Annotated in this window: 12 protein-coding genes and 1 pseudogene; 6 read left to right on the forward strand and 7 right to left on the reverse strand. The window is 68.1% G+C overall.

Translation table 11 applies throughout. The features are described 5' to 3' along the window. Together VFG33_RS14595 and VFG33_RS14600 are read left to right on the forward strand one after the other, a co-directional pair. Positions 1 to 390, forward strand: a pseudogene (locus VFG33_RS14595) (LLM class F420-dependent oxidoreductase); the annotation flags it as partial. Then, positions 387 to 2,060 (forward strand): alpha-amylase family protein, encoded by a 1,674-nt coding sequence (locus VFG33_RS14600; protein ID WP_325026589.1) that lies wholly within the window; start codon positions 387 to 389, stop codon positions 2,058 to 2,060. The pseudogene VFG33_RS14595 and the gene VFG33_RS14600, both read left to right, overlap by 4 nt. A gap of 45 nt (positions 2,061 to 2,105) precedes the next feature. Here VFG33_RS14600 and VFG33_RS14605 read toward each other — a convergent pair whose 3' ends face one another. Next, positions 2,106 to 3,041 (reverse strand): zinc metalloprotease, encoded by a 936-nt coding sequence (locus VFG33_RS14605; RefSeq protein WP_325026591.1) that lies wholly within the window; start codon positions 3,039 to 3,041, stop codon positions 2,106 to 2,108. 219 nt (positions 3,042 to 3,260) lie between these two features. Here VFG33_RS14605 and VFG33_RS14610 point away from each other — a divergent pair, with 219 nt between their 5' ends. Then, a complete protein-coding gene (locus VFG33_RS14610; protein ID WP_325026593.1) occupies positions 3,261 to 5,303 on the forward strand; it encodes a glycoside hydrolase domain-containing protein in 2,043 nt (680 codons plus the stop codon). 42 nt (positions 5,304 to 5,345) lie between these two features. Here VFG33_RS14610 and VFG33_RS14615 read toward each other — a convergent pair whose 3' ends face one another. Together VFG33_RS14615 and VFG33_RS14620 are read right to left on the reverse strand one after the other, a co-directional pair. Beyond that, positions 5,346 to 7,481, reverse strand: coding sequence for a bifunctional polysaccharide deacetylase/glycosyltransferase family 2 protein (locus tag VFG33_RS14615; protein ID WP_325026595.1), 2,136 nt, complete (start codon positions 7,479 to 7,481; stop codon positions 5,346 to 5,348). Next, positions 7,478 to 7,915 carry a hypothetical protein gene (locus VFG33_RS14620; protein ID WP_325026596.1) on the reverse strand — a complete coding sequence of 146 codons (438 nt, stop codon included), beginning with the start codon at positions 7,913 to 7,915 and terminating at the stop codon, positions 7,478 to 7,480. The genes VFG33_RS14615 and VFG33_RS14620 overlap by 4 nt, the downstream gene beginning before the upstream one ends. 174 nt (positions 7,916 to 8,089) lie before the next feature. Here VFG33_RS14620 and glgX point away from each other — a divergent pair, with 174 nt between their 5' ends. From glgX to treZ, 3 genes are read left to right on the forward strand one after another with little or no spacing between them, the layout of a single operon-like run. Continuing rightward, complete coding sequence (glgX, locus tag VFG33_RS14625; RefSeq protein WP_325026598.1) at positions 8,090 to 10,207, forward strand: glycogen debranching protein GlgX; 2,118 nt, start codon at positions 8,090 to 8,092, stop codon at positions 10,205 to 10,207. Next, entirely contained in the window at positions 10,204 to 12,693 is a 2,490-nt protein-coding gene (gene treY, locus VFG33_RS14630; RefSeq protein ID WP_325026600.1) for a malto-oligosyltrehalose synthase, read from the forward strand. The genes glgX and treY overlap by 4 nt, the downstream gene beginning before the upstream one ends. Next, positions 12,629 to 14,425 carry a malto-oligosyltrehalose trehalohydrolase gene (gene treZ / locus VFG33_RS14635; protein ID WP_414672954.1) on the forward strand — a complete coding sequence of 599 codons (1,797 nt, stop codon included), beginning with the start codon at positions 12,629 to 12,631 and terminating at the stop codon, positions 14,423 to 14,425. Before treY ends, treZ begins: the two co-directional genes overlap by 65 nt. A 510-nt stretch (positions 14,426 to 14,935) precedes the next feature. Here treZ and VFG33_RS14640 read toward each other — a convergent pair. Genes VFG33_RS14640 through VFG33_RS14655 form a run of 4 tightly spaced genes read right to left on the reverse strand, consistent with a single transcriptional unit; the run spans position 14,936 to position 20,422 of the window. Next, complete coding sequence (locus VFG33_RS14640) at positions 14,936 to 16,585, reverse strand: right-handed parallel beta-helix repeat-containing protein (protein ID WP_325026602.1); 1,650 nt, start codon at positions 16,583 to 16,585, stop codon at positions 14,936 to 14,938. Continuing rightward, positions 16,585 to 17,232, reverse strand: coding sequence for a helix-turn-helix transcriptional regulator (locus VFG33_RS14645; RefSeq protein WP_325026604.1), 648 nt, complete (start codon positions 17,230 to 17,232; stop codon positions 16,585 to 16,587). Before VFG33_RS14645 ends, VFG33_RS14640 begins: the two co-directional genes overlap by 1 nt. Next, positions 17,229 to 18,533, reverse strand: a complete 1,305-nt coding sequence (locus VFG33_RS14650) for a type VII secretion EccE family protein (protein ID WP_325026606.1) — start codon at positions 18,531 to 18,533, stop codon at positions 17,229 to 17,231. The genes VFG33_RS14645 and VFG33_RS14650 overlap by 4 nt, the downstream gene beginning before the upstream one ends. Continuing rightward, a complete protein-coding gene (locus tag VFG33_RS14655) occupies positions 18,530 to 20,422 on the reverse strand; it encodes an AfsR/SARP family transcriptional regulator (RefSeq protein ID WP_325026608.1) in 1,893 nt (630 codons plus the stop codon). Before VFG33_RS14655 ends, VFG33_RS14650 begins: the two co-directional genes overlap by 4 nt. Positions 20,423 to 20,433 lie beyond the last annotated feature (11 nt).

Below are 20,433 nucleotides of genomic sequence, written 5' to 3' on the forward strand. Positions count from 1 at the left end.
CACCTGCGCCGGGTGATCTCGGCGTACAAGGAAGCGGGCGGGCGCGGGAAGGTCTGTCTGCAGGTGCATCTGAGCTACGCCGGCAGTGATGACGAAGCCGAGCGGATCGCCCACGACCAGTGGCGGACCAACGTGTTCCCGCCCCCGTTCTGCTGGGATACCGAGACCGTCGAAGCGTTCGATCTCGCGGCGGAACACGTGCGGCCGGAAGCGATGCACAAGACCGTCCGGATCTCGTCGGATCCTGGCCGCCACGCGGAGTGGCTCAACCGGTACGCCGAGCTGGGGTTCGACGCGATCTACCTGCATCACGTCGGGCAGGAGCAGTCCGGGTTCATCGACGTGTTCGGCGAGAAAGTCCTGCCCCAGCTGGAGGTGACCCGGCCGTGAGGCTGACCGAGACCGCCGATGTCTGGTGGAAGAACGCCGTCGTCTACTGCCTCGACATCGAGACCTTCTTCGACACCGACGGTGACGGCCGGGGTGACATCCGCGGGTTGTCCCAGCGGATCGACCACCTGGCCGAGCTCGGGGTCACCTGCCTGTGGCTGATGCCGTTCTACCCGACGCCCGACCGGGACGACGGGTATGACATCACCGACTTCTACGGCGTGGATCCGCGGCTGGGCACCCACGGGGACCTGGTCGAGCTGATCACGCTGGCGAAGGATCGCGGCATCCGGGTGATCGCGGACCTGGTGGTGAACCACACCAGCAACCAGCATCCGTGGTTCCAGAGTGCGCGATCGTCCCGCGAGTCGCCGTACCGGGACTGGTACGTGTGGCGCGACGAGGAGCCGCCGGGCGGGGACAAGGGAGTCGTGTTCCCGGACCAGGAGGACAGCATCTGGCAGTACGACGAGGAGGCCGGGCAGTACTACCTGCACATGTTCTACAAGCACCAGCCTGATCTCGACATCGCCAACCCTCAGGTGCGCGAGGAGATCATCCGGGTGATCGGCTTCTGGCTGCAGCTCGGGCTGTCCGGGTTCCGGGTGGATGCGGTGCCGTTCCTGCTGGACACGGCCGGTGCCCTGGATGCGGAGTACCTGCCGGATCCGCACGACTACCTGCGGGATCTGCGAGCGTTCCTCACGCGGCGCAGTGGCCAAGCAGTGCTGCTGGGCGAGGTGAACCTGCCTTACAAGGACACCCGGCAGTTCTTCGGCGACGAGGACGGCGACGAGCTGACGATGTGCTTCGACTTCATCGGCATGCAGAAGCTCTACCTCTCGCTGGCGCGGTCGGATCCGGCCGCGCTGGTCAAGTCGCTGCGGGAGCGGCCCGACCCGCCGGAGGAGGCGCAGTGGGGCACGTTCGTGCGGAATCACGACGAGTTGACGCTCGACAAGCTGACCGAGGAGGAGAAGCAGGAGGTCTTCGCTGCCTTCGGGCCGGAGAAGGACATGCAGCTGTACGGGCGGGGGTTGCGGCGACGGCTGCCGCCGATGCTCGGCAACGATCAGGCGCGGTTGAAGATGGTTTACAGCTTGCTGTTCTCGTTGCCCGGTACGCCGGTGTTGTTCTACGGCGAGGAGATCGGCATGGGGGAGAACCTTGCCGCGGAGGGGCGCAACGCAGTACGGACGCCTATGCAGTGGACCGCGGAGCTGAACGGCGGATTCTCTTCGGCTGATCCGGACCAGCTCGCGGCACCCGTAGTGGAAGGGGAGCTGTCGCCCGAGCAGGTGAATGTGGCCGCCCAGCGGCATGATCCGGATTCGTTACTGAACTGGATCAAGCTGCTGATCCTGCGGTACCGGGAGACCCCCGAGCTGTCCTGGGGCACTTGCACCATCCTCGAGCACGAGTCGCCGTCCGTCCTGGCTCATCGGACCGACTACGAGGGCGGCTCGGTGATCGCGCTGCACAACTTCGCGGCCGAGCCGGCCGGGGTGACGCTCGCCGTCAGCGGCACTGGCGTCGGCACCCGAGTCACGGACCTGCTCACAGGCCAGACCACCGACGTAGGGAACGACGGCACTCTCCGTCACGAGGTGGGCCCACACGGCTGCTGCTGGCTCCGGGTAGTCAAACCAGGCGACCGCTACATCCTCTAAAGCGCGTCCTGGCCCCGCTGCTGCGGCGGGGCCAGGACAGGTTCGTCATGCGCGGTAGGCGGTCCACATGTTGCTGATGCGGGTGCTCTGGCCCGGAGTGAACTGTGTGTAGCAAGTGTCGTAGGAGTAGTCCATGTAGTTGTGGATCGGGTCGAGGCCCGGCAGCGAGCACGAGTCGCGGCCTTCCGGGCATCCGTTGGTCGAGCTGCTCTGCGCCGGGGTGTCCGAGACCTCGTCGTTCGTCGCCGTACAACCGCCCTGGAACGTGTGGTAGAGCCCGAACCAGTGGCCGGCCTCGTGGGTCGCCGTCTCGCCGAGGTTGTAGTTGGCGATCGAACCGCCGGGCAGCGAGTCGAAGTGCACCCGGATGCCGTCGATGCCGGGGTTGCGTGCGTAGTCCCACGGGAAGGTCGCGATGCCGAGGTAGCTGAAGTCGACCAGCCAGATGTTCAGCGCGTTCGCGCCGCCCTTGCGGGTCTGCTTGCGGTAGCTGCTGCTCTGCTTGTCCTTGTGCCAGTTGTTGTTGTTGAAGCGGTCGACACCGGCCAGCGTGAAGCTGAAACCGGTCTTCGCGGCAGCCGACGACTCCTGACCGTCGAAGGTCTTGTTCAGTACTGCGATCTGCTGGGAGATCTGGCTGTCGGTGACGTCGCCGTTGCCGGCCGCGTCCCGCATGACGTGCACGTAGACCGGCACGGTCGCTGCGGCCAGGGCTCCCTTCGGGACGGCGATACCGCGGGCTGCCTTCGCCTTCAGCAGCTCGGCGGTCCGTGCCTCGATGGCCTTCTGCTCGGCGGCGCTGACGTCGCGGGTGTCGGGACCGTGTCCGCCCTTGGCCGAGGAGCCGGCGGGCACGAAGCAGCCGGCCACCTGGTCGGCCGGCAGTTTCGCGGTGGCCTGACTGCCGAGCGGGCTGAAGGTGAGGGCGGTCCCGGCCAGCAGGACCGCCAGAGTGCGGGGACGGGTGATGAAAGATCGCATGGCTGCGTTCCTCCGGGTCGGGCCGCTGGGCGGGCGGCCGGGTGCCGGAATTTTGCGCCGTGACTTGCCTACCCGGAAGGGATCGAGTGGTGCCCGCGGGTGATCGAGGGAAATCCTTCGGTTCCGGGCCTTTGCAGCAAGTAGCAATACCCAGGCGGAGGCAAGCGCTTGTCTGAGAGACTCCCCCACGGCATGCCCGCCGTTGTGAGGAGAATTTCTGTGAGGCTGTGGAAACTTGCTGTGCCCGTTTTGGTTCTTGCGACCGGGATCGTGGCCCCGGCGCAGGGGGCCAGCGACCAGACGGTGACTTACCGGGGCTATCAGGTGACAGTCCCGGCCAGTTGGCCAGTGGTGGACCTGGCGAAGGACCCGACGGCGTGTGTGCGGTACGACCGCCCGGCCGTCTACCTGGGACGCAGTACCGCGCCGGCAGACTGCCCAGCCGGTGCCGTCGCCAACCGGAGCGAAGGTCTGGTGCTCGAGCCCCTGACCCAGCCGGCGCGGTCGACCGACGGCGAGCTGCAGGTGGCAGTCGAGGACGCCGGCGTGCTGGCAACCGCGTACTACGCCCCCGGCCAGGACCAGGTGGTTCGTCAGGCGCTCAGTACCGGCAAGGTGATCTCCAAGACCAACAGCCTCGCCACGCCGAAGGCTGCCGCGGTCACCCCATCGGTCGTGGCCACCGGCACCCTGAACGGCCTGGCCTTCGACACCTGCGATGCGCCGAACCAAGCCGCCATGGACGCCTGGCTGCCCCCGAACTCGACCTACAAGGCTGTCGGCGTCTACATCAGCGGCGGCCTCCGGCTGTGTGGCGCCCAGCCGAACCTGACCCCGAACTGGGTCGCCACCAACGCCGCCAAGGGGTGGCAGTTCCTGCTGATCGATGTCGGCATGCAGGCCCCCTGCACCAACTTCTCCAGCAAGATGTCGACCGTTCCGGCGACCGCCCGCGCGCAGGGACGGACCGCGGCGGCCAACGCCGCGACAGCGGCCGCCGCGCTCGGATTCGGTCAGCGCAGCGCGATCTACAGCGATATCGAGGCCTACAGCGCGACCGCGACCTGCTCGGCGGCTACGAACAAGGCGTCTGTCTTGTCGTACCTGAGCGGCTGGACGCTGGAGCTGAACACCCGCGGCTACGTGGGCGGCGCCTACGTCGGTGCGGCGTCCGGTGGCATCGACCTGTCCGCGGAGTACAGCAACCCCGCCTACACCCGGGTGGACAACCTCTGGTTCGCCCGCTGGAACAACAAGGCGGACACCACGGACGACAAGTACATCCCGGCCGCCTACTGGACCAACCGCCAGCGCGTGCACCAGTACGCGGGTGACCACAGCGAGACCCACGGCGGAGTACCGATCAACATCGACAGCAACGCCGCGAACCTCACCGCGCCGCCTGCGGCTCTCACCGGGTTCGATGCGACCGGCCAGTACACGAAGGCCACGCTGAACTGGACCGTGCCGGCCGGGACGTCGCTCGGTCAGGTTGTCGTCCGCCGCAACACCGGCACCAGCGCGCCGCCGCTCCCGAACGTCGGTACTGCGGTCTACGCGGGCACTGGGTCTTCCACCACAGCTACGGGACTCGCCAACTCGACCAGCTACGCGTTCAGCGCCTGGGTGAAGGACAGCACCGGCAAGTTCGGTCCGCCGGTCGTCACCAGGCTGACCGGTACCGGAGTCACCGCGGCGCCCAGTACCTTCTCGATCAGCTACGGCGGCGCCGTGACGATCTACACCCGTGCCACCCGGAAGGACACCGGCGCAGCGATGTCCGGCGTACAGGTGACTCTGCATGCTCGGGCCAAGAACAGCTCGACCTGGAGTCAGGTGGGCACGGCCACCACAGACGCCACGGGTCAGGTCGGCTCGGTGCAGAAGCCGACCGTGTCCACCGTGTATGCGTGGAACTACGCCGGTTCACCTGACTATCTGGGTTCGCAGAGCGGCAACGCGACCGTCGAGGTGAAGCCGACCATCACGGCGAACCTGTCGGCCGCGGCGATCAAGCTGGGCGCGACCACGTCGTTCTATGGCTACCTGCGGCCGCAGCATCCCGGCACCACCGTCTACTTGCAGCGGCAGTCGGGGACCACCTGGCCGACCGTGACTACCGGCAAGCTGAACACCACGGGCAACTACGGCTTCAGCATCAAGCCGACCGCTCGCGGCACGTTCAACTACCGCGTCGTCTGGCTCGCCGACGCCGACCACGCCACCACCGTGAGCGCGGTCAAGTCAGTCGCTGTCAGCTGACCCTTCCACCACCGAGCGGCCGGGGCGACCCGGCCGCTCGGCTCAGGGCCTCACGTCCGCCGGGCTCGATGGCGCCTTGAGACTTCCGTAGCGCTCCATCCGCTGCCAGCGGAGACGTGATCCCGCCAGCGCGGTGAAGACGGACTGGATGACCACCAGATACATCAGTTGCCGATAGACGAACTGCTGCAACGGCAGGCTCCACAGGGGGCCGGGTTTCTCGCCGTCGAGGTGGAAGGCGTAGACGCCCATGCCGAACTGCAGAGCCAGGAAGCCGGCCCAAACCAGCCCGACCCGAACCGGGTCCAGGAAGACCAGTCCGTAGATGGCGAAGACGTCGACGACCGGCGCCAGCAGCGGCAGCAGGACCTGGAAGAGCAGCAGGTAGGTCAGGCCGCGGCGGCCGAGCTTGCCCGCCTGGCCCCGCTGGACCCATGCGCCCCGGTGCTTCCACATCGCTTGCAGAGTGCCGTAGCACCAGCGGTACCGTTGCCGCCAGAGCGCTCCCAGCGAGGCTGGCGCCTCGGTCCACGCACGAGCACGCTCCTCGTACACGACCCGCCAGCCCTCCCGGCACAGAGCCATGGTGAGGTCGGTGTCCTCGGCCAGCGTCACGTCACTCAGACCGCCGATCCCCTCGAGCGCGCCGCGCCGGAAGGCCCCGACAGCTCCCGGCACGGTCGGCATGCACTCCGCCAGGTCGAACAACCGGCGGTCCAGGTTGAACCCCACGACGTACTCGATGTGCTGCCACCGGCCGAGCAGGCCGCGGCGGTTGCCCACCTTGGCGTTGCCGGAGACCGCACCGACGACCGGATCCGCGAACGGCTGCACCAGCATCCGGACCGCGTCCAGCTCGAACACGGTGTCACCGTCGACCATCACCACCAGGTCGTACGACGCGGCCTGAAGCCCGGTGTTCAATGCGGCCGGTTTACCCGCGTTGGGCTGCCTGATGACCCGGACGCCTGGCAGGCCGAGAGACTCCACCAGATCGGCCGTGCCGTCGGTCGAACCGTCGTCGACCACGATCACCTCGACCGGGTGGTCCGAGGCGACCAGTGATCTGACGGCCGCCTCGATCCCGGCGCTCTCGTTGTACGCCGGCACGATGACCGTGACAGGCTCGGTCACCGGGTCACCCCAGGACCAGTACCGCTCGCGGGCGTGCCGCCTGGCCGCGACCACGGTGGTCAGCGCCCGGAGCACGCTCAGCCCGCCGGCGGCGTACAGGAGCCAGGTGAGCACGGTGAGGGTGCCGTCGCTGAGCCGCATCGCGCCGATCACCGCGAGCCCGCGGCCGCGTTCCACCAGGCTTGCGGCCCGGACAGGCTGTGGGAGGGCGACGGCATCGCTGACGGTGGCGAACTGGAATCCGCGGGCTTTCGCCGCCGGGATCAGTTTCTCCAGGGCCGCGATGGTCTCGCTCCGGTCGCCGCCCGCGTCATGCATGAGCAGGATCTGGCCGGCGGTACCGCGTGGGGTGGAGTTGGCGATCACGCGGGCCGTCCCCGGACGCCGCCAGTCGTCGCTGTCCTGCGTGCTGAGCACAGTCAGGTATCCGGCTTCCCGGGCCTGCTTGATCGAGGACCAGTCGTTGTCCGTCAGGGCATCGCTCTCGGACGAGTACGGCGGCCTCAGCAGCGGGGTGGTAACCCCGGTCGCCCCCGCGAGGATCAACTGACTCTGCCTCAGTTCCAGGGACCGCCGCCAGCCCGGTGCGGTGCTCAGATTGGTGTGAGTGAAGGTGTGAACGCCGATCTGGTGGCCTTCGGCAACGATCCGGCGGGCCAGCTCGGGATGGGCGGCGACCTGGGTACCGACCACGAAGAAGGTCGCCTTGACGTGCTGGGTGTGGAGCAGATCCAGGATCCTCGGGGTCCAGACCGGATCCGGCCCGTCGTCGAAGGTGATCGCGATCGTGCGCGGTTTCGGCCGTACCGACCGGGCCTGGCCGGTCCCGGCGTCGATCACCGGGCCACCCTTCGCGATCGCCGCCGGTACTGCGCTGTGCGGGCCGGTCGGGGTCACCGCACCGTCCGCCTCGGCGCCGAACATGTGATGGGTGTAGCCGTTCAGCAGCAACGCACCGGACAGGCAGACGAGCAGGACCGTGAGCATCACCCAGTGGGTGCGCAGCGGGACCGGCTTGGCGCGGCGGGCGACTCGGCGCGTCACGGCTTGGACGGCGGCGTCTTAGTCCGCCCGGGGGGTGCGCTCGGCCTACCGTGTCCGGTGCTGGGTGGAGCGGTCGGAGCCTTGGTTGATTTGCCGCCGGCAGTCGGCGATGCAGTGGTGGTGACCGGGGCGATCGTCGGCGTGCTGACCACAGGGGTGACGGTGGGGGTACTGCCCGGTTCGGTGCTGGGATCCGGTGATGCTGAGGTCTTTTCGGGTTTCGGAGTGTCCACCGCCTGGATCGGCGGGTTGGTTTCCTGCGGGCGGGGCGCCGGCTGCCGACGCGCGGACTCCGGCAACGGGATCAGGGGCGTGTCCATCCGCGGACCGCCGAGCAGGCTGCTGCCCAGCAGTACCAGATAGGCGACCGCGGGGACGGCGAGCAGCGCCCCGGCGCGGCGGATCGTGCGATGGCGGTGCCCGGTCGAATCCACGAAAACCGGGTCCCGGGCGGAGGACGATTTCACAAGCGCCGGATCTTACTCGCCTTCCCCGCCCTCCGGCACCCTCGTGACGCCGCGTAGGCGACCCCGGGCCGCAGGTGAACTTCCGGCTGCAAAACACACCAGCGTTCTTCCGCTGGGGGCGGAGGTGGCTACTGTCGTCGGGTGCAGAAATGGCCTGGTCGTTCTTATCCCCTCGGAGCCACGTACGACGGTTCCGGTACCAACTTCGCCCTCTTCTCGGAGGTTGCCCAGCAAGTTGACCTGGCGCTGATCGGCGACGACGGCACCGAGCAGCTGGTCCAGCTCACCGAGGTGGACGGATTCGTCTGGCACGCGTACCTGCCGTCCGTGCAGCCGGGCCAGCGGTACGGGTACCGCGTGCACGGCCCCTACAACCCGGCCGAGGGCGACCGGTGCAACCCGTCCAAGCTGCTGCTGGACCCGTACGCGAAGGCCATCGACGGGCAGGTCGACGCCGACGAGTCACTGTTCAGCTACCGGTTCGCCAAGCCGGACGAGCTGAACACGATGGACAACCGCGAGCACACCATGTTGTCGGTGGTGACGAACCCGTTCTTCGACTGGGGCAACGACCGGCCGCCGGGGCACGCGTACCACGAGACGGTGATCTACGAGGCACACGTGAAGGGTCTGACCAAGACCCACCCGGCGCTGCCGGAGGAGATCCGCGGCACGTACGCCGGGATCGGGCACCCGGCCATCGTCGAGCACCTCAAGGAGCTCGGGGTGACCGCGATCGAGCTGATGCCGGTGCACCAGTTCGCCCAGGACGGGCACCTGCAGGAGCGGGGCCTGACGAACTACTGGGGCTACAACACGATCGGCTTCTTCGCGCCGCACAACGCGTACGCCTCCAGGGGCACCCGCGGCCAGCAGGTGACCGAGTTCAAGACGATGGTGCAGGCGCTGCACGAGGCCGACATCGAGGTGATCCTCGACGTGGTCTACAACCACACCGCCGAGGGCAACGAGTTCGGCCCGACGCTGTCGTTCAAGGGCATCGACAACGAGGCGTACTACCGGCTGGTGGACAAGGACAAGTCGCACTACTACGACACCACCGGCACCGGGAACAGCCTGCTGATGCGGCACCCGCACGTCCTGCAGCTGATCATGGACTCGCTGCGCTACTGGGTGACCGAGATGCATGTGGACGGGTTCCGGTTCGACCTCGCCGCCACTCTGGCCCGCCAGTTCCATGAAGTGGACCGGCTGTCGGCCTTCTTCGACCTGGTCCAGCAGGACCCGGTGGTCAGCCAGGTGAAGCTGATCGCCGAGCCGTGGGATGTTGGCGACGGCGGCTATCAGGTGTGCAACTTCCCGCCGCTGTGGACGGAGTGGAACGGCAAGTACCGCGACACCGTGCGGGACTTCTGGCGCGGCGAGAAGTACACCCTCGGCGAGTTCGCGTCCCGGCTGACCGGTTCGTCGGACCTGTACCAGGACGACAGCCGCCGCCCGCTGGCGAGCATCAACTTCGTCACCGCGCACGACGGCTTCACCCTGCGCGACCTGGTCTCCTACAACGACAAGCACAACGACGCGAACGGTGAGGGCGGCAAGGACGGCGAGAGCCACAACCGCTCCTGGAACTGCGGCGTCGAGGGCGAGACCGACGATGCCACCGTGCTCGCACTGCGGGCCAAGCAACAGCGCAACTTCCTGACCACGCTGCTGATCTCGCAGGGCGTGCCGATGCTCGCCCATGGTGACGAGCTGGGCCGGACCCAGACGGGCAACAACAACGTCTACTGCCAGGACAACGAACTCGCCTGGGTGAACTGGGACCTCAACGAGGAGCAGAAGGACCTGCTGGAGTTCACCGGCGCGCTGGTCCGGTTGCGCAACGAGCATCCGGTACTGCGGCGGCGCAGGTTCTTCCACGGCGATACCGGGGTCGACGGGCTGAGCGACCTGGTCTGGTTCACCCCCGACGGCCAGGAGATGCAGGACAGCGACTGGAGCCGGGACGACGCCCGCGCGGTCGCCGTGTTCCTCAATGGTGACGCCATCTCCGAGCCGGATCCGCGCGGAGAGCCGGTGGTGGACGACTCGTTCCTGATCCTGCTGAACAGTGACCACAAGTCGCAGGACTTCCTGCTGCCCGTCAAGGAGTACGGCGAATCGTGGTCCGTGGTGGTCGACACCATCAGGCCGACCGGTCGCGCCAATGAGGACGAGCACGCCGCCGGGAGCACCATCCAGATCGAGGCCCACGGCACGCTGGTCCTGACGCGGCCCCGGCAGGCGGCCGGATGACAGCGTTGATTCCTTCCCCACCCCACCGCCCCGGTCAGGGGCTGACTCCTTCCCCACCCCACCGCCCCGGTCAGGCCCCGCAGGCGACCTATCGGCTGCAGGTGAACGCCGGGTTCGGGTTCGACGATGCCGCCGAGGTCGTGCCGTATCTGCAGAGCCTGGGGATCTCGCACGCCTACCTGTCCCCGATCCTGCAGGCCGCGCCCGGTTCCACCCACGGGTACGACGTGGTCGACCACAGCAGGTTGTCGGAACAGGCCGGGGGTCAGGCCGCATTCGACCGGCTCTCCGGGCGGCTGGCGGACCACCGGATGGGGGCGATCGCGGACGTAGTACCGAATCATGTGGCTGTGCCGACGCCGGCGCGGCTTAACAAGGCGCTGTGGTCTGTACTGCGGGATGGGCCGGCGTCGCCGTACGCGGAGTGGTTCGACGTCGACTGGGGTTCGGGCAACCAGCCGCTGCTGATGGCAGTGCTCGGGCAGCGGATCGGCAGAGTGCTGGCGGCCGGCGAGCTGTCGGTGGACGGTGACGTGCTGCGGTACTACGACCACGAGTACCCGCTGCGGCCCGGTACCGAGCACTTGCCGATCGCGGAGCTCGTCACTGAGCAGTGGTATCGCCTGGCGCACTGGCGGGTCGCTGACGAAGAACTGAACTACCGGCGCTTCTTCGACGTAGACACCCTCGCCGCTGTCCGAGTGGAGCTGCAGGAGGTCTTCGAAGCCACCCACAAGCTGCTGCTGTCCTTGGTGCACGAGGGCAAGCTCAACGGCTTCCGCATCGACCACCCGGACGGCCTCGCTGATCCCAGGGGCTACCTGCGGCGGCTTGCCGAGCGGACGGGCGGCGCGTGGGTCGTAGTGGAGAAGATCCTCGAGGGAGACGAGGAGCTGCCCAGTGACTGGCCCTGCGCCGGCACCACCGGGTACGACGCTCTCCTGCGCGTCGGCGGGCTCTTCGTCGACCCGGCCGGTGCTGCACCGCTGGCCGCGTTCCACTCGGAACTCACTGGCGAGCCGGCCGACTTCGGCCCGGTCGTGGAGCAGGCCAAGCGTGAGGTGGTCAAGCACGGCCAGTACGCCGAGGTCCACCGGCTGGTGGAGCTCCTGGCCCGGATCTGCCAGGACGACGTCCGTCTGAGGGACCACACCCGTCGGGCGTTCCACGAGGTCGTCGTGGAGTTGCTGGTGAACTTCGACCGGTACCGCGCGTACGTAGTACCGGGTGAGGCGCCGCCGCCGACTGCTGTGCACGCTCTGGACCAGGCGACCGAGCTGGCCCGGCGCAACCTGGACGAGGAGCAGCAGGAGACCCTCGAGCTGGTCCGGGACCTCCTGCTCGGCCGGGAAGCCGGTACTGCGAGCCGGATCGACGAGGACGCGCGGCACGAGCTGATCGTGCGGTTCCAGCAGACCTGTGGTCCGGTGATGGCCAAGGGGGTGGAGGACACCGCCTTCTATCGCTGGTTCCGGCTCAGCTCGCTGAACGAGGTCGGCGGGGATCCCGAGCACTTCGGGGTCTCGCCGGAGGAGTTCCACGCCTATGCCGGGCGGCTGAACGAGCACTGGCCGAAGACGATGACCACGCTGTCCACCCACGACACCAAGCGATCCGAGGATGTCCGGGCCCGGCTGACCGTGCTCTCGGAGCAGCCTGCCGCTTGGGCTGAGGCCGTCCGGTCGTGGCGGGGGCTCTCCGCGGACTACCGGGAGCCGACGGTCGACAGCAGCACGGAGTACCTGCTCTGGCAGACCCTGCTGGGGACGTGGGACGACGGGCCGTTGGCGGAGGATCGCTTGCAGGCCTACTTGCAGAAGGCGATCCGCGAGGCGAAGCGGCATACCAGTTGGACCTCGCCGGACACGGAGTACGAGGAGGCAGTCGCGTCCTTTGCGACCGCAGTACTGGGTGACGCCGCCCTGCTCGAGTCCGTACGCCGGTTCGCCGACGCGCAGGCGGAGTTCGTCAGGGCGGCGACGCTCGGGCAGAAACTCATCCAGCTCACGATGCCCGGGGTCCCGGACGTCTATCAGGGCTCGGAGCTCATCGATCTGTCCCTGGTGGATCCGGACAACCGGCGGCCGGTCGACTACCGGCAGCGGATCGAGCGGCTGGCGCGGCTGGACGAGGGAGCCAAGCCGAAGGACCTCGCCGACGAGAAGCTGCTGGTGACGTCCCGGGCCTTGCGGTTGCGGCGGCAGAACCCCGAGGCCTTCGCGGGGAGCTACACGCCGCTGCCGACCTCCAACGGGCACGCGGTGGCGTTCGCCCGCGGCAAGACGGCTGAGGAGGCGGGCGCGATCACGCTGGCGACCCGGCTCCCAGTGGCGCTACATCGGTTGGGCGGTTGGGGCGACAGCACGGTCGTCCTGCCCGAGGGCGACTGGCAGGACGTGTTGACCGGGCGCCCAGTGGGTAGTGGAGCGGCTCGCATCAACGAGCTACTGGGCGACCTACCGGTGGCACTACTCGCAAGGAGCTAACGACTTGCACACCTTCACCGTCTGGGCTCCCACCGCTTCAACAGTCTCACTAGTCCTCGCCGATAACTCTCTGGAGATGTGGCGAGATGACGGTGGGTGGTGGGAGTTGGAGGTGGACGAGGCTGGGCATGGCACCGACTACGCCTTCTCTGTGGATGGCAGTGAGCCGTTGCCGGATCCGCGGAGTGCTTGGCAACCAGAGGGTGTGCATGGTTTCAGCAGGGTCTTCGATACCGGCCGCTTCGAGTGGAGTGACAGTGAGTGGGCCGGCCGCGAGGTGCGCGGTTCTGTCTTCTACGAGCTGCATCTAGGGACGTTCACCCCGGAAGGGACGCTGGAGGCCGCCGCCGACCACCTGGACTACTTGGTGGGGCTCGGCGTGCAGGTCGTGTCGCTGATGCCGGTTGCTGCCTTCCCCGGGCGCCACGGCTGGGGCTACGACGGTGTGGACCTCTATGCAGTGCATGAGCCTTACGGCGGCCCCGAAGCGCTGCAGCAGTTCGTGGATCGCTGCCACGACGCCGGCCTGGCGGTCTGCCTCGACGTCGTCTACAACCACGTCGGCCCGAGCGGGAACTACCTGAGCTCCTTCGGCCCGTACTTCACCTCGCGGCACACGACCCCGTGGGGTCCGGCGGTCAACCTGGACGACGAAGGATCCGTAGAGGTTCGCCGGTGGATCTGCGACAACGCGTTGCGCTGGTTCCGGGAGTTCCACCTGGACGCCTTGCGGCTGGACGCAGTACACGCTCTTGCTGACGACAGCCCCAGGCATCTGCTGGCCCAGCTGTCTGAGGAGACCGCCGCGCTGGCCAAGGAGCTCGGACGCCCGCTGGGACTGGTAGCCGAGTCGGACCTGAACGATCCGCGCATGGTCGAGCCGGTGGCCGAGGGCGGGCTCGGGATGACCGCGCAATGGAGTGACGACTTCCACCACGCGCTGCACACCCTGCTGACCGGGGAGCATGCCGGGTACTACGTGGACTTCGACGAGCCCGGGGTGTTCGCCAAGACCCTCACCCAGGTGTTCCTGCACGACGGCTCGTACTCGACCTTCCGCGGCAAGGACTGGGGTCGCCCAGTGGACCCCGAGCGGCATCGTGGTTCGGAGTTCCTCGCCTACACCTCGAACCACGACCAGGTCGGCAACCGCGCCCTCGGGGACCGCCCGGCGCTCACACCGGGCCAGCTGGCGATAGGTGCGGCACTGGTGATCACCTCGCCCTACACACCGATGTTGTTCATGGGTGAGGAGTGGGGCGCCTCGACGCCGTGGCGGTACTTCACGGACCACGACGAACCGTCCTTGGCCGAGGCTGTGCGCACCGGCCGGCGGCAGGAGTTCGCGGCGTACGGGTGGGACGCGGAGGAGATCCCCGACCCGCAGGACCCGGCGACCTGGAAGAGCTCGGTGCTCGACTGGTCCGAGCTCGACGCCTCGCCGCATCGCGAGTTGCTCGCTTGGTACCGGGATCTACTCGCGCTCCGAGCCCGGAGCGACGACCTGCGCGACGACCGGCTCGGCTCGGTCAGCATCGCGTACGACGAGGACGGGTCGTGGCTGGTGATCCACCGGGGTGCCCTCCGGGTCGTGGTCAACCTCGAGCCTGGGGAAGCGGTTGTCCCGCTCGACGACGAACCGGCGTACGAGGTGATGTCCTATGGCGACGCCGCCCCTGTGACCGCTGGTGTCCGGCTCTCGGGGCACGGGGTTGCGGTTTTCGCGGTCTGAACCGAGTTGCTTCGCGGCGTAAAACAAGTCGTGAGATCGGACTGGAATCCCTTTGAGGCTTGAAAAGTCTGGACAAACAGGCTGAAATCTGGCGGAACAGTCCGTTTGTCGGTGGGGACTTCGGGAATCGCTTGTGCAGTGGGGCATCGGTGACGGACTGTGGAGGGGCCAGCAGGGGCCGTAGCCGGGGGGTTGACGGAGGGACAGCTAGATGACAGTCGGAGGCGTCGACACTTACTACGATTACGAAGAGCAGCAGTGGAAGAGCAGGAGGCTGGGAGGCGGACCGATCCGCAGAGGCCCGGTCTGCCCAGCACCACGCACCACTGACCACCAACCGGCCGAGCGGCGAGCCGCCGGTCACGCCAGCAAGGACGACAAGGTCCTCAGCTGATATCTGTTCCACCCCGACGTGTTGGCCGGTACCGCCAGGCTATGCCAGCACAGAGGTCGATCCGCCGGTCGAGTTGTGTCAGCCCCGACCGGCGGCTTTGACTGCCCCGAGCCCACTCATGCGCCGGCGGCGGTGAGGACGTCGGTGGCCAGGAGGTGGCGGAGTTCTTCGGTCGTGGGCATCCGGCCGAGGGCACGGAGGCGTTGGGACTGGGCTTTGCGCATGCCTTCGACCAGGCGTCTCGCCTCGCGGGCGTTGCCGAAGTTGGCGCCGTGGGCGATCCGGTCGAAGTACGCCGTCAGCGGTGGTCCCGCCGCGGGATCGAGCAGGTAGTCGCCGCCCGCGACCATCCGGTCGGTGATCAGCAGGAGTTCCTCGGCGCTGTAGTTCTCGAACTCGATGGTCTTGGAGAAGCGGGACGCCAGACCGGGGTTGGCGTCCAGGAAGTTGATCATCTCGTCGGTGTAGCCGGCCACGATGATGGCGATCTCGTCGCGATGGTCCTCCATCAGCTTCACCAGTGCGTCGATCGCCTCCTGGCCGCAGTCGCCGCCGGTGCCGGCCGAGCGGGACAAGGTATAGGCCTCGTCGATGAAGAGCACGCCACCGAGGGACTTCTCGAACACCTGGGCCGTCTTCTCCGCGGTGTGCCCGATGTACTGGCCGACGAGGTCACGCCGCGATACCTCGGTGAAGCTGCCGTGCGGGAGGACGCCGAGCGACTTCAGCAACTTGCCGTAGAGCCGGGCGACCGTGGTCTTCCCGGTGCCTGGCGCGCCCGCGAAGATCAGGTGGTGGCTGACCCCGCCGATCGACAACCCGGCGGCCCGGCGCCACTCGTTCACCTGGATCTCGTCGACCATCGCGTGCACCTCGGCCTTCACCCCGGGCAACCCGACCATCTCGTCGAGATCCTCGAGCAGTACCTCGACCGGCCCGCCTTGTTCGGCAGGTCGGGCGGAAGCCTTCTCGATCACCTCGACGGTCGCTCCGTCGGCGATGTCCAGTGCGGGTTGCCCGGTGTTGTCGGTCCGGCAGCCCTCGACGGTGCCGCCACAGCCCGGGGCGAAGGTGAGCCCGGGGCCGCGGGTGTCGTGCACGGTGACCCGGCGGATGGTCGGCGTGCTGCCGTGGGCGACGCCGATGCCCGCAGTACCGATGTGGGCGATCTCGGAGTCGGTCAGCTCGGGTCGGCTGTACTGGTAGATGTACACGCCGCGGCCGCCGCAGGACGTGATCGTGCAGCCGCGGATCAGCGGATCGGAGCCTAGGGCAACGACTATGCCGTCGCCGGAGATCTCGCTGACGCTGGTGTCCAGAATCCGCCCGCTGGCGCCCTCCACCACGATCCCGGTCTCGGCGCCCGTGATGGTGCACCGGTCGATCGTGAACGCAGTACTGGCATGCACGCTGATGGCAGGTCGGGTCTTGCTGCTCACACTGCACTGCTCGATGGTCAGGACGGTCCCATCGACCGACACAGCCAGGTTGTCAGCCGCCCGTACGTCGAGTCCGCGGACCGTGAGCTCCCCGTCGACCGCCCGCAGCGTCGGCCAATCCGCACCAGCACCATCCAGTACTACGGTCGCGCCGGCCTCCGCTTGCAAGGTGATGGACCGCCCACTGAGCTCGAGTGTCTCCGCATACGTCCCGGCGGCTATCGCGACCGCGGCTCCATCGGGCGCCTCCAGCAGAGCTGAGCCGATGGTCGGATAGGCGCCGGGACGATCTGCGGCGACGGTGAGGACTCGGGTCGCGCCAGGCATCAGCTGGCCCGGTCCAGCAGCCAACCGCGGTCGGCGGCCTTCACCCCGGCCTGGAAACGGCTGCGAGCGCCGAGCCGATGCATGATCTGGGCGACCATCCGACGCACGGTCCGCACCGAGATGCCCAGCTGCGCGGCAGCGAACTCGTCAGTCGCGCCAAGAGCGAGCAGCCGCAGCATCTCCTGTTCTCTGCCGGAGAGGTCGGTGTCGACCGGGATGTCGCTGTCAGCCAGCGGTACGGCGTCCGGCCAGACCCGCTCGAACAGTTCGGTCGCCGTGGTCACCACACTGCTCAGTCGAAGCACAGCCACACTGCCGTTCGTGGTGTCGGCAGGCAGTACTGCGATCGAGCTGTCGATGATCAACGCATTCATCGGCACCTGCGGCATCGTCCGGACAGCCACACCCGCGACCGACAGTGCTCCGAGGTGCCGGCAATGCGTCGGGGCGGTCCGGGCCGTGTCCGGGTAGATCGCCCGGTAGCGCAGGCCGGGCCGGACATCTCGCGGGCCGAAGGCCGGACCGGCCGGGCCGAGAGTGCTCATCGCGACCACCTCGTCCCGGGCCTCGGCCAGCAGCGCGGCGATGCCGTTCTGGGCGGGGATCTGGTGGAAACCGATGGGACGGTTCAGCAGCGTGATGCTCATGAGAAGGGGACCCCCAGAGGTAGCGTGGCGGCGACACCGCTGGCGTGCCGCCCGTCGAGGCGTTCCGGCTCCACTCCGAAAGAGCGGGCCAGGGTGGTCAACACGTCGATCGCCGTGTCGAGCGTGGCGGGATGGGCAGCGGCCACCCGGAGTACTGCGTCGTAGAGGGTGGGATCTGGATTGTCAGCCGGCGCCGTCACGGTGATGGCGATGGTCTGGGCGCTGCCCGTGCCGGTGCCGAGCAGGGTGTCGACCAGAGCCTGCGCGGTCGGCCTCGGCAGACCTGCGAAGCCGGTGAGCCGCACACACACCTGCAGGACCGGCCCGGCCGCCCAGCTGGACCAGCGTTCTCGTAGTTGCCCACGGCCCGCATTAGCGTGTGCGAGGGCCCCGATCGACGCCAGTACGTCGGATTCGTCGAGCGGCATGCTCTCGATCTGTTCGCGATCGAAGCGCCGGACCATCCGGCGGACCGTGTTCGCCAGGACCTGGCTGACCTGCTCGTCCGTCGCGATCTCCGAGGTCCGGGTGGCGCGAACGGCGATCCAGGCGCGTGCTTGCTGGCTCTGCTTCACGCCGGTGTGGAGGATCAGTTGGACGGAGACTCCGACCGGTTGTTCGTCGGCGGAGTCGGCCAGGGAGCCCAGTTGGGGGAGTAGTTCGTGCTGTGCGTCGGAACCGACCCGCAGGGCGACACTGGCTCCGTCCGGGCGGCTGAGTAGGCCGTAGGGCTGTTCGCGGACGGTCATGGTGGTGGTGGAGGTACGGCCGCAGAACACGCTGACCAGGTTCATCGCGGTGTCGCCGGATTCGGCGGCCAGGTCGATGCGCCGGCGGCGTACCAGGAAGGCGAGGAGGACGCTGACCCAGCGGTACAGCCAGAGGCCGCGGAAGCGGATGGCGGTCAGCAGGACCAGCGTGATCGCGGCTAGCGCGGTGAGGATCAGGACCAGGCGGGAGCCTGCAGTTGCCGTACCGACTGCCACCAGGGCTAGTTGCCAGCAGACGATCTGACCTACTCGGATAGCGCGGTCCGGGTGGTCCACTGCGTCGACCGTCGGTGCGGTGACCGGTGGTTGGGTAGCCAGGAACGGGTCACCCGGAGGCGCTGGAGTCGCGATCGCTGCTTGCAAAGCGGTGACTTGCGGTGGGGGTAGTTGTGCCAACGCCGAGGCGCGCGCAAGAGCCGCCTCGACTGCTGCGGACTGGCCGACTGAGGTGGACAGTGGTGTGGTGGCGACCGGCTCGGCGTAGGCAGCTTCCTGGCCTGGTGCCGGTGCGGCTGCGGCGGGCGGCCTCATGCGACCCTCGGGCCCTTGGGAGCGACCAGTTCAAGCTCTGCGCGGCCGGTCGAGGTACGTACCCGCTTGGCGGCGGCGGTCAGGGCGTCTGAGGACTCTGTGGCGAGCAGGACCGTGTGGGCGTGGTCCCTGACGATCGGACGGAGAGCGAACCGGCCGGGTGCCGGTTCGGTGACGAGGTGTTGGTCCAGTAGTCGGTCCAGCATCGGCTCCACCTCCTGTTGGTCCAGGCCGATCAGTCGCGCTGCCCGGCGAATATCGAACTGAGGGATCAGGCTGAGCAGGCGATAGAACCGGCGGACTTCCTCCGGCAGGGCTTTGTAGGTGGAGTCGAACAGGGCATGCACCTCGGCCAACTCCTGGCACCTCGCGGGTTGGTCACGCAGTCGAGCGGTGAGCCGCGCTGCCGTCCAGGGCTGCCTGTCGCGCACCCGGTCAACAAGGTGCCGGATAGCTCCGGGATGCCCCGCACACCACTTCTCGACCTCGCCGGAGGCGCCCAGTCGAGCGGCGTCCGTCGCGGACAGCACATCAAGGCTCACCGCCACAGTCCGATCCAGCCCGGTGAGGCGCGCCCGACTGGTCACCAACACCACCGACCCCGGCGCATTGGGCAACAGTTGCCGCACCTGCCCCGCGTCGGCCGCATCGTCCAACACCAGCAAGATCCGCTGCCCCAGCGCGCGCCAAACCGAAGTCAACTCATCAATTGCCGACGGCAAGGAACCATCCAGGCCGACCATTCGAATCAACTTGCCCAGGGCATCAACCACACTGACCGACCCCTCGCGATGAGCGCGCAGATCGAGATAAACCTGCCGCTCCGGCACATCACTCAGTGCCGCAGCAACCTCAAGCGCAAACGCGGTCTTCCCAATTCCCGGCATCCCATCAATCGTCACCACACAAACCCCGCCAGCTGCTGTCGCGGCTCCCCGCACCCGCTCAACCTCCGCAGCCCGCCCCACAAACCCCACAACCCGAGCAGGAAGACCCGAATACCCCGCCCCACCCGCCGGCATCGCTCCGCTCGTCGGCTGCGCTGCTCCGGCCTGCGCTGCGCTCGGCACTCCCTCCGCTTTCACTCCACCCAGCACTCCTGCGCCCGCCCGACCCGGCGCGAGCACGGCGTTGTCGTTCAGCACCTGCTGGTGCATCGCTGTTAGTTCGGGGCCGGGTTCTATGCCCAGGTCTCGGACGAGGAGGGTCCGGGCTCTTTGGTAGGCGGCTAGGGCGTCGTGGCGGCGGCCTGTTTGGCGGAGGGCGGACATGAGTTTGGTCCAGGCGAGTTCGCGGAGTGGGTCCTCGTCGGTGAGGGCCCGGAGCAACGAGATCGCGTCGGCTGACCGCCCAAGGGCCAGTTGGGCGTCTGCGAGGTCTTCCCTCAGGGCCCGCTGGAGTTCGGTCAGTCGCTCGACCGCGGAGTACGAGTCGCCCGCCAACCCGTCGTACGGGCATCCTCGCCAGAGGCCGAGGGCTCGTTCGACCAGGTCGGCGGCCTCCGCGGCAGAGCCGGCGGTGAGCAGTTTGCGCGCCTCGTCGGAGAGGTCCGCCGCGATGTCGGCATCCAGCTCGCCGGGTAGGACGCGGACGCGGTAGGCGCCCGGCCTGCTCTCGATCCGCTCGTCCGGGAGCTCCCGGCGCAGCTGCCACACGTAGGTCTTGAGGTTGCGCTGGGCCGAGGGCGGAACGTCCCGCCCGGCCCAGACGGCTTCGATCAGCTGGTCGGTGCTGACCCAGACGTTCCGGTGCAGCAGGAGCAGCGTCAGCATGGTGGCGGGCTTGCCGCCGCAGACGTCGATCGGCTGTCCATCGGGGCCCTCGACCTCGAGCGGGCCCAGCACCCGGAAGGCGATCCGGGCCGGTGTGTGCGCTGAGTGACCGTTCATGACACATACGA

It is taken from the genome of Kribbella sp. (genome assembly GCF_035687465.1).
In the GTDB taxonomy this organism is placed as follows: domain Bacteria; phylum Actinomycetota; class Actinomycetes; order Propionibacteriales; family Kribbellaceae; genus Kribbella.

What these genes read in the sequence shown, in the direction of transcription:
- VFG33_RS14605 (WP_325026591.1), bottom strand. Translation starts at nt 3,041, where the DNA reads ATGCGATCTTTCATCACCCGTCCCCGCACTCTGGCGGTCCTGCTGGCC.
- treY (WP_325026600.1), top strand. Translation starts at nt 10,204, where the DNA reads ATGACAGCGTTGATTCCTTCCCCACCCCACCGCCCCGGTCAGGGGCTG.
- VFG33_RS14640 (WP_325026602.1), bottom strand. Translation starts at nt 16,585, where the DNA reads ATGCCTGGCGCGACCCGAGTCCTCACCGTCGCCGCAGATCGTCCCGGC.
- VFG33_RS14645 (WP_325026604.1), bottom strand. Translation starts at nt 17,232, where the DNA reads ATGAGCATCACGCTGCTGAACCGTCCCATCGGTTTCCACCAGATCCCC.
- VFG33_RS14650 (WP_325026606.1), bottom strand. Translation starts at nt 18,533, where the DNA reads ATGAGGCCGCCCGCCGCAGCCGCACCGGCACCAGGCCAGGAAGCTGCC.
- VFG33_RS14655 (WP_325026608.1), bottom strand. Translation starts at nt 20,422, where the DNA reads ATGAACGGTCACTCAGCGCACACACCGGCCCGGATCGCCTTCCGGGTG.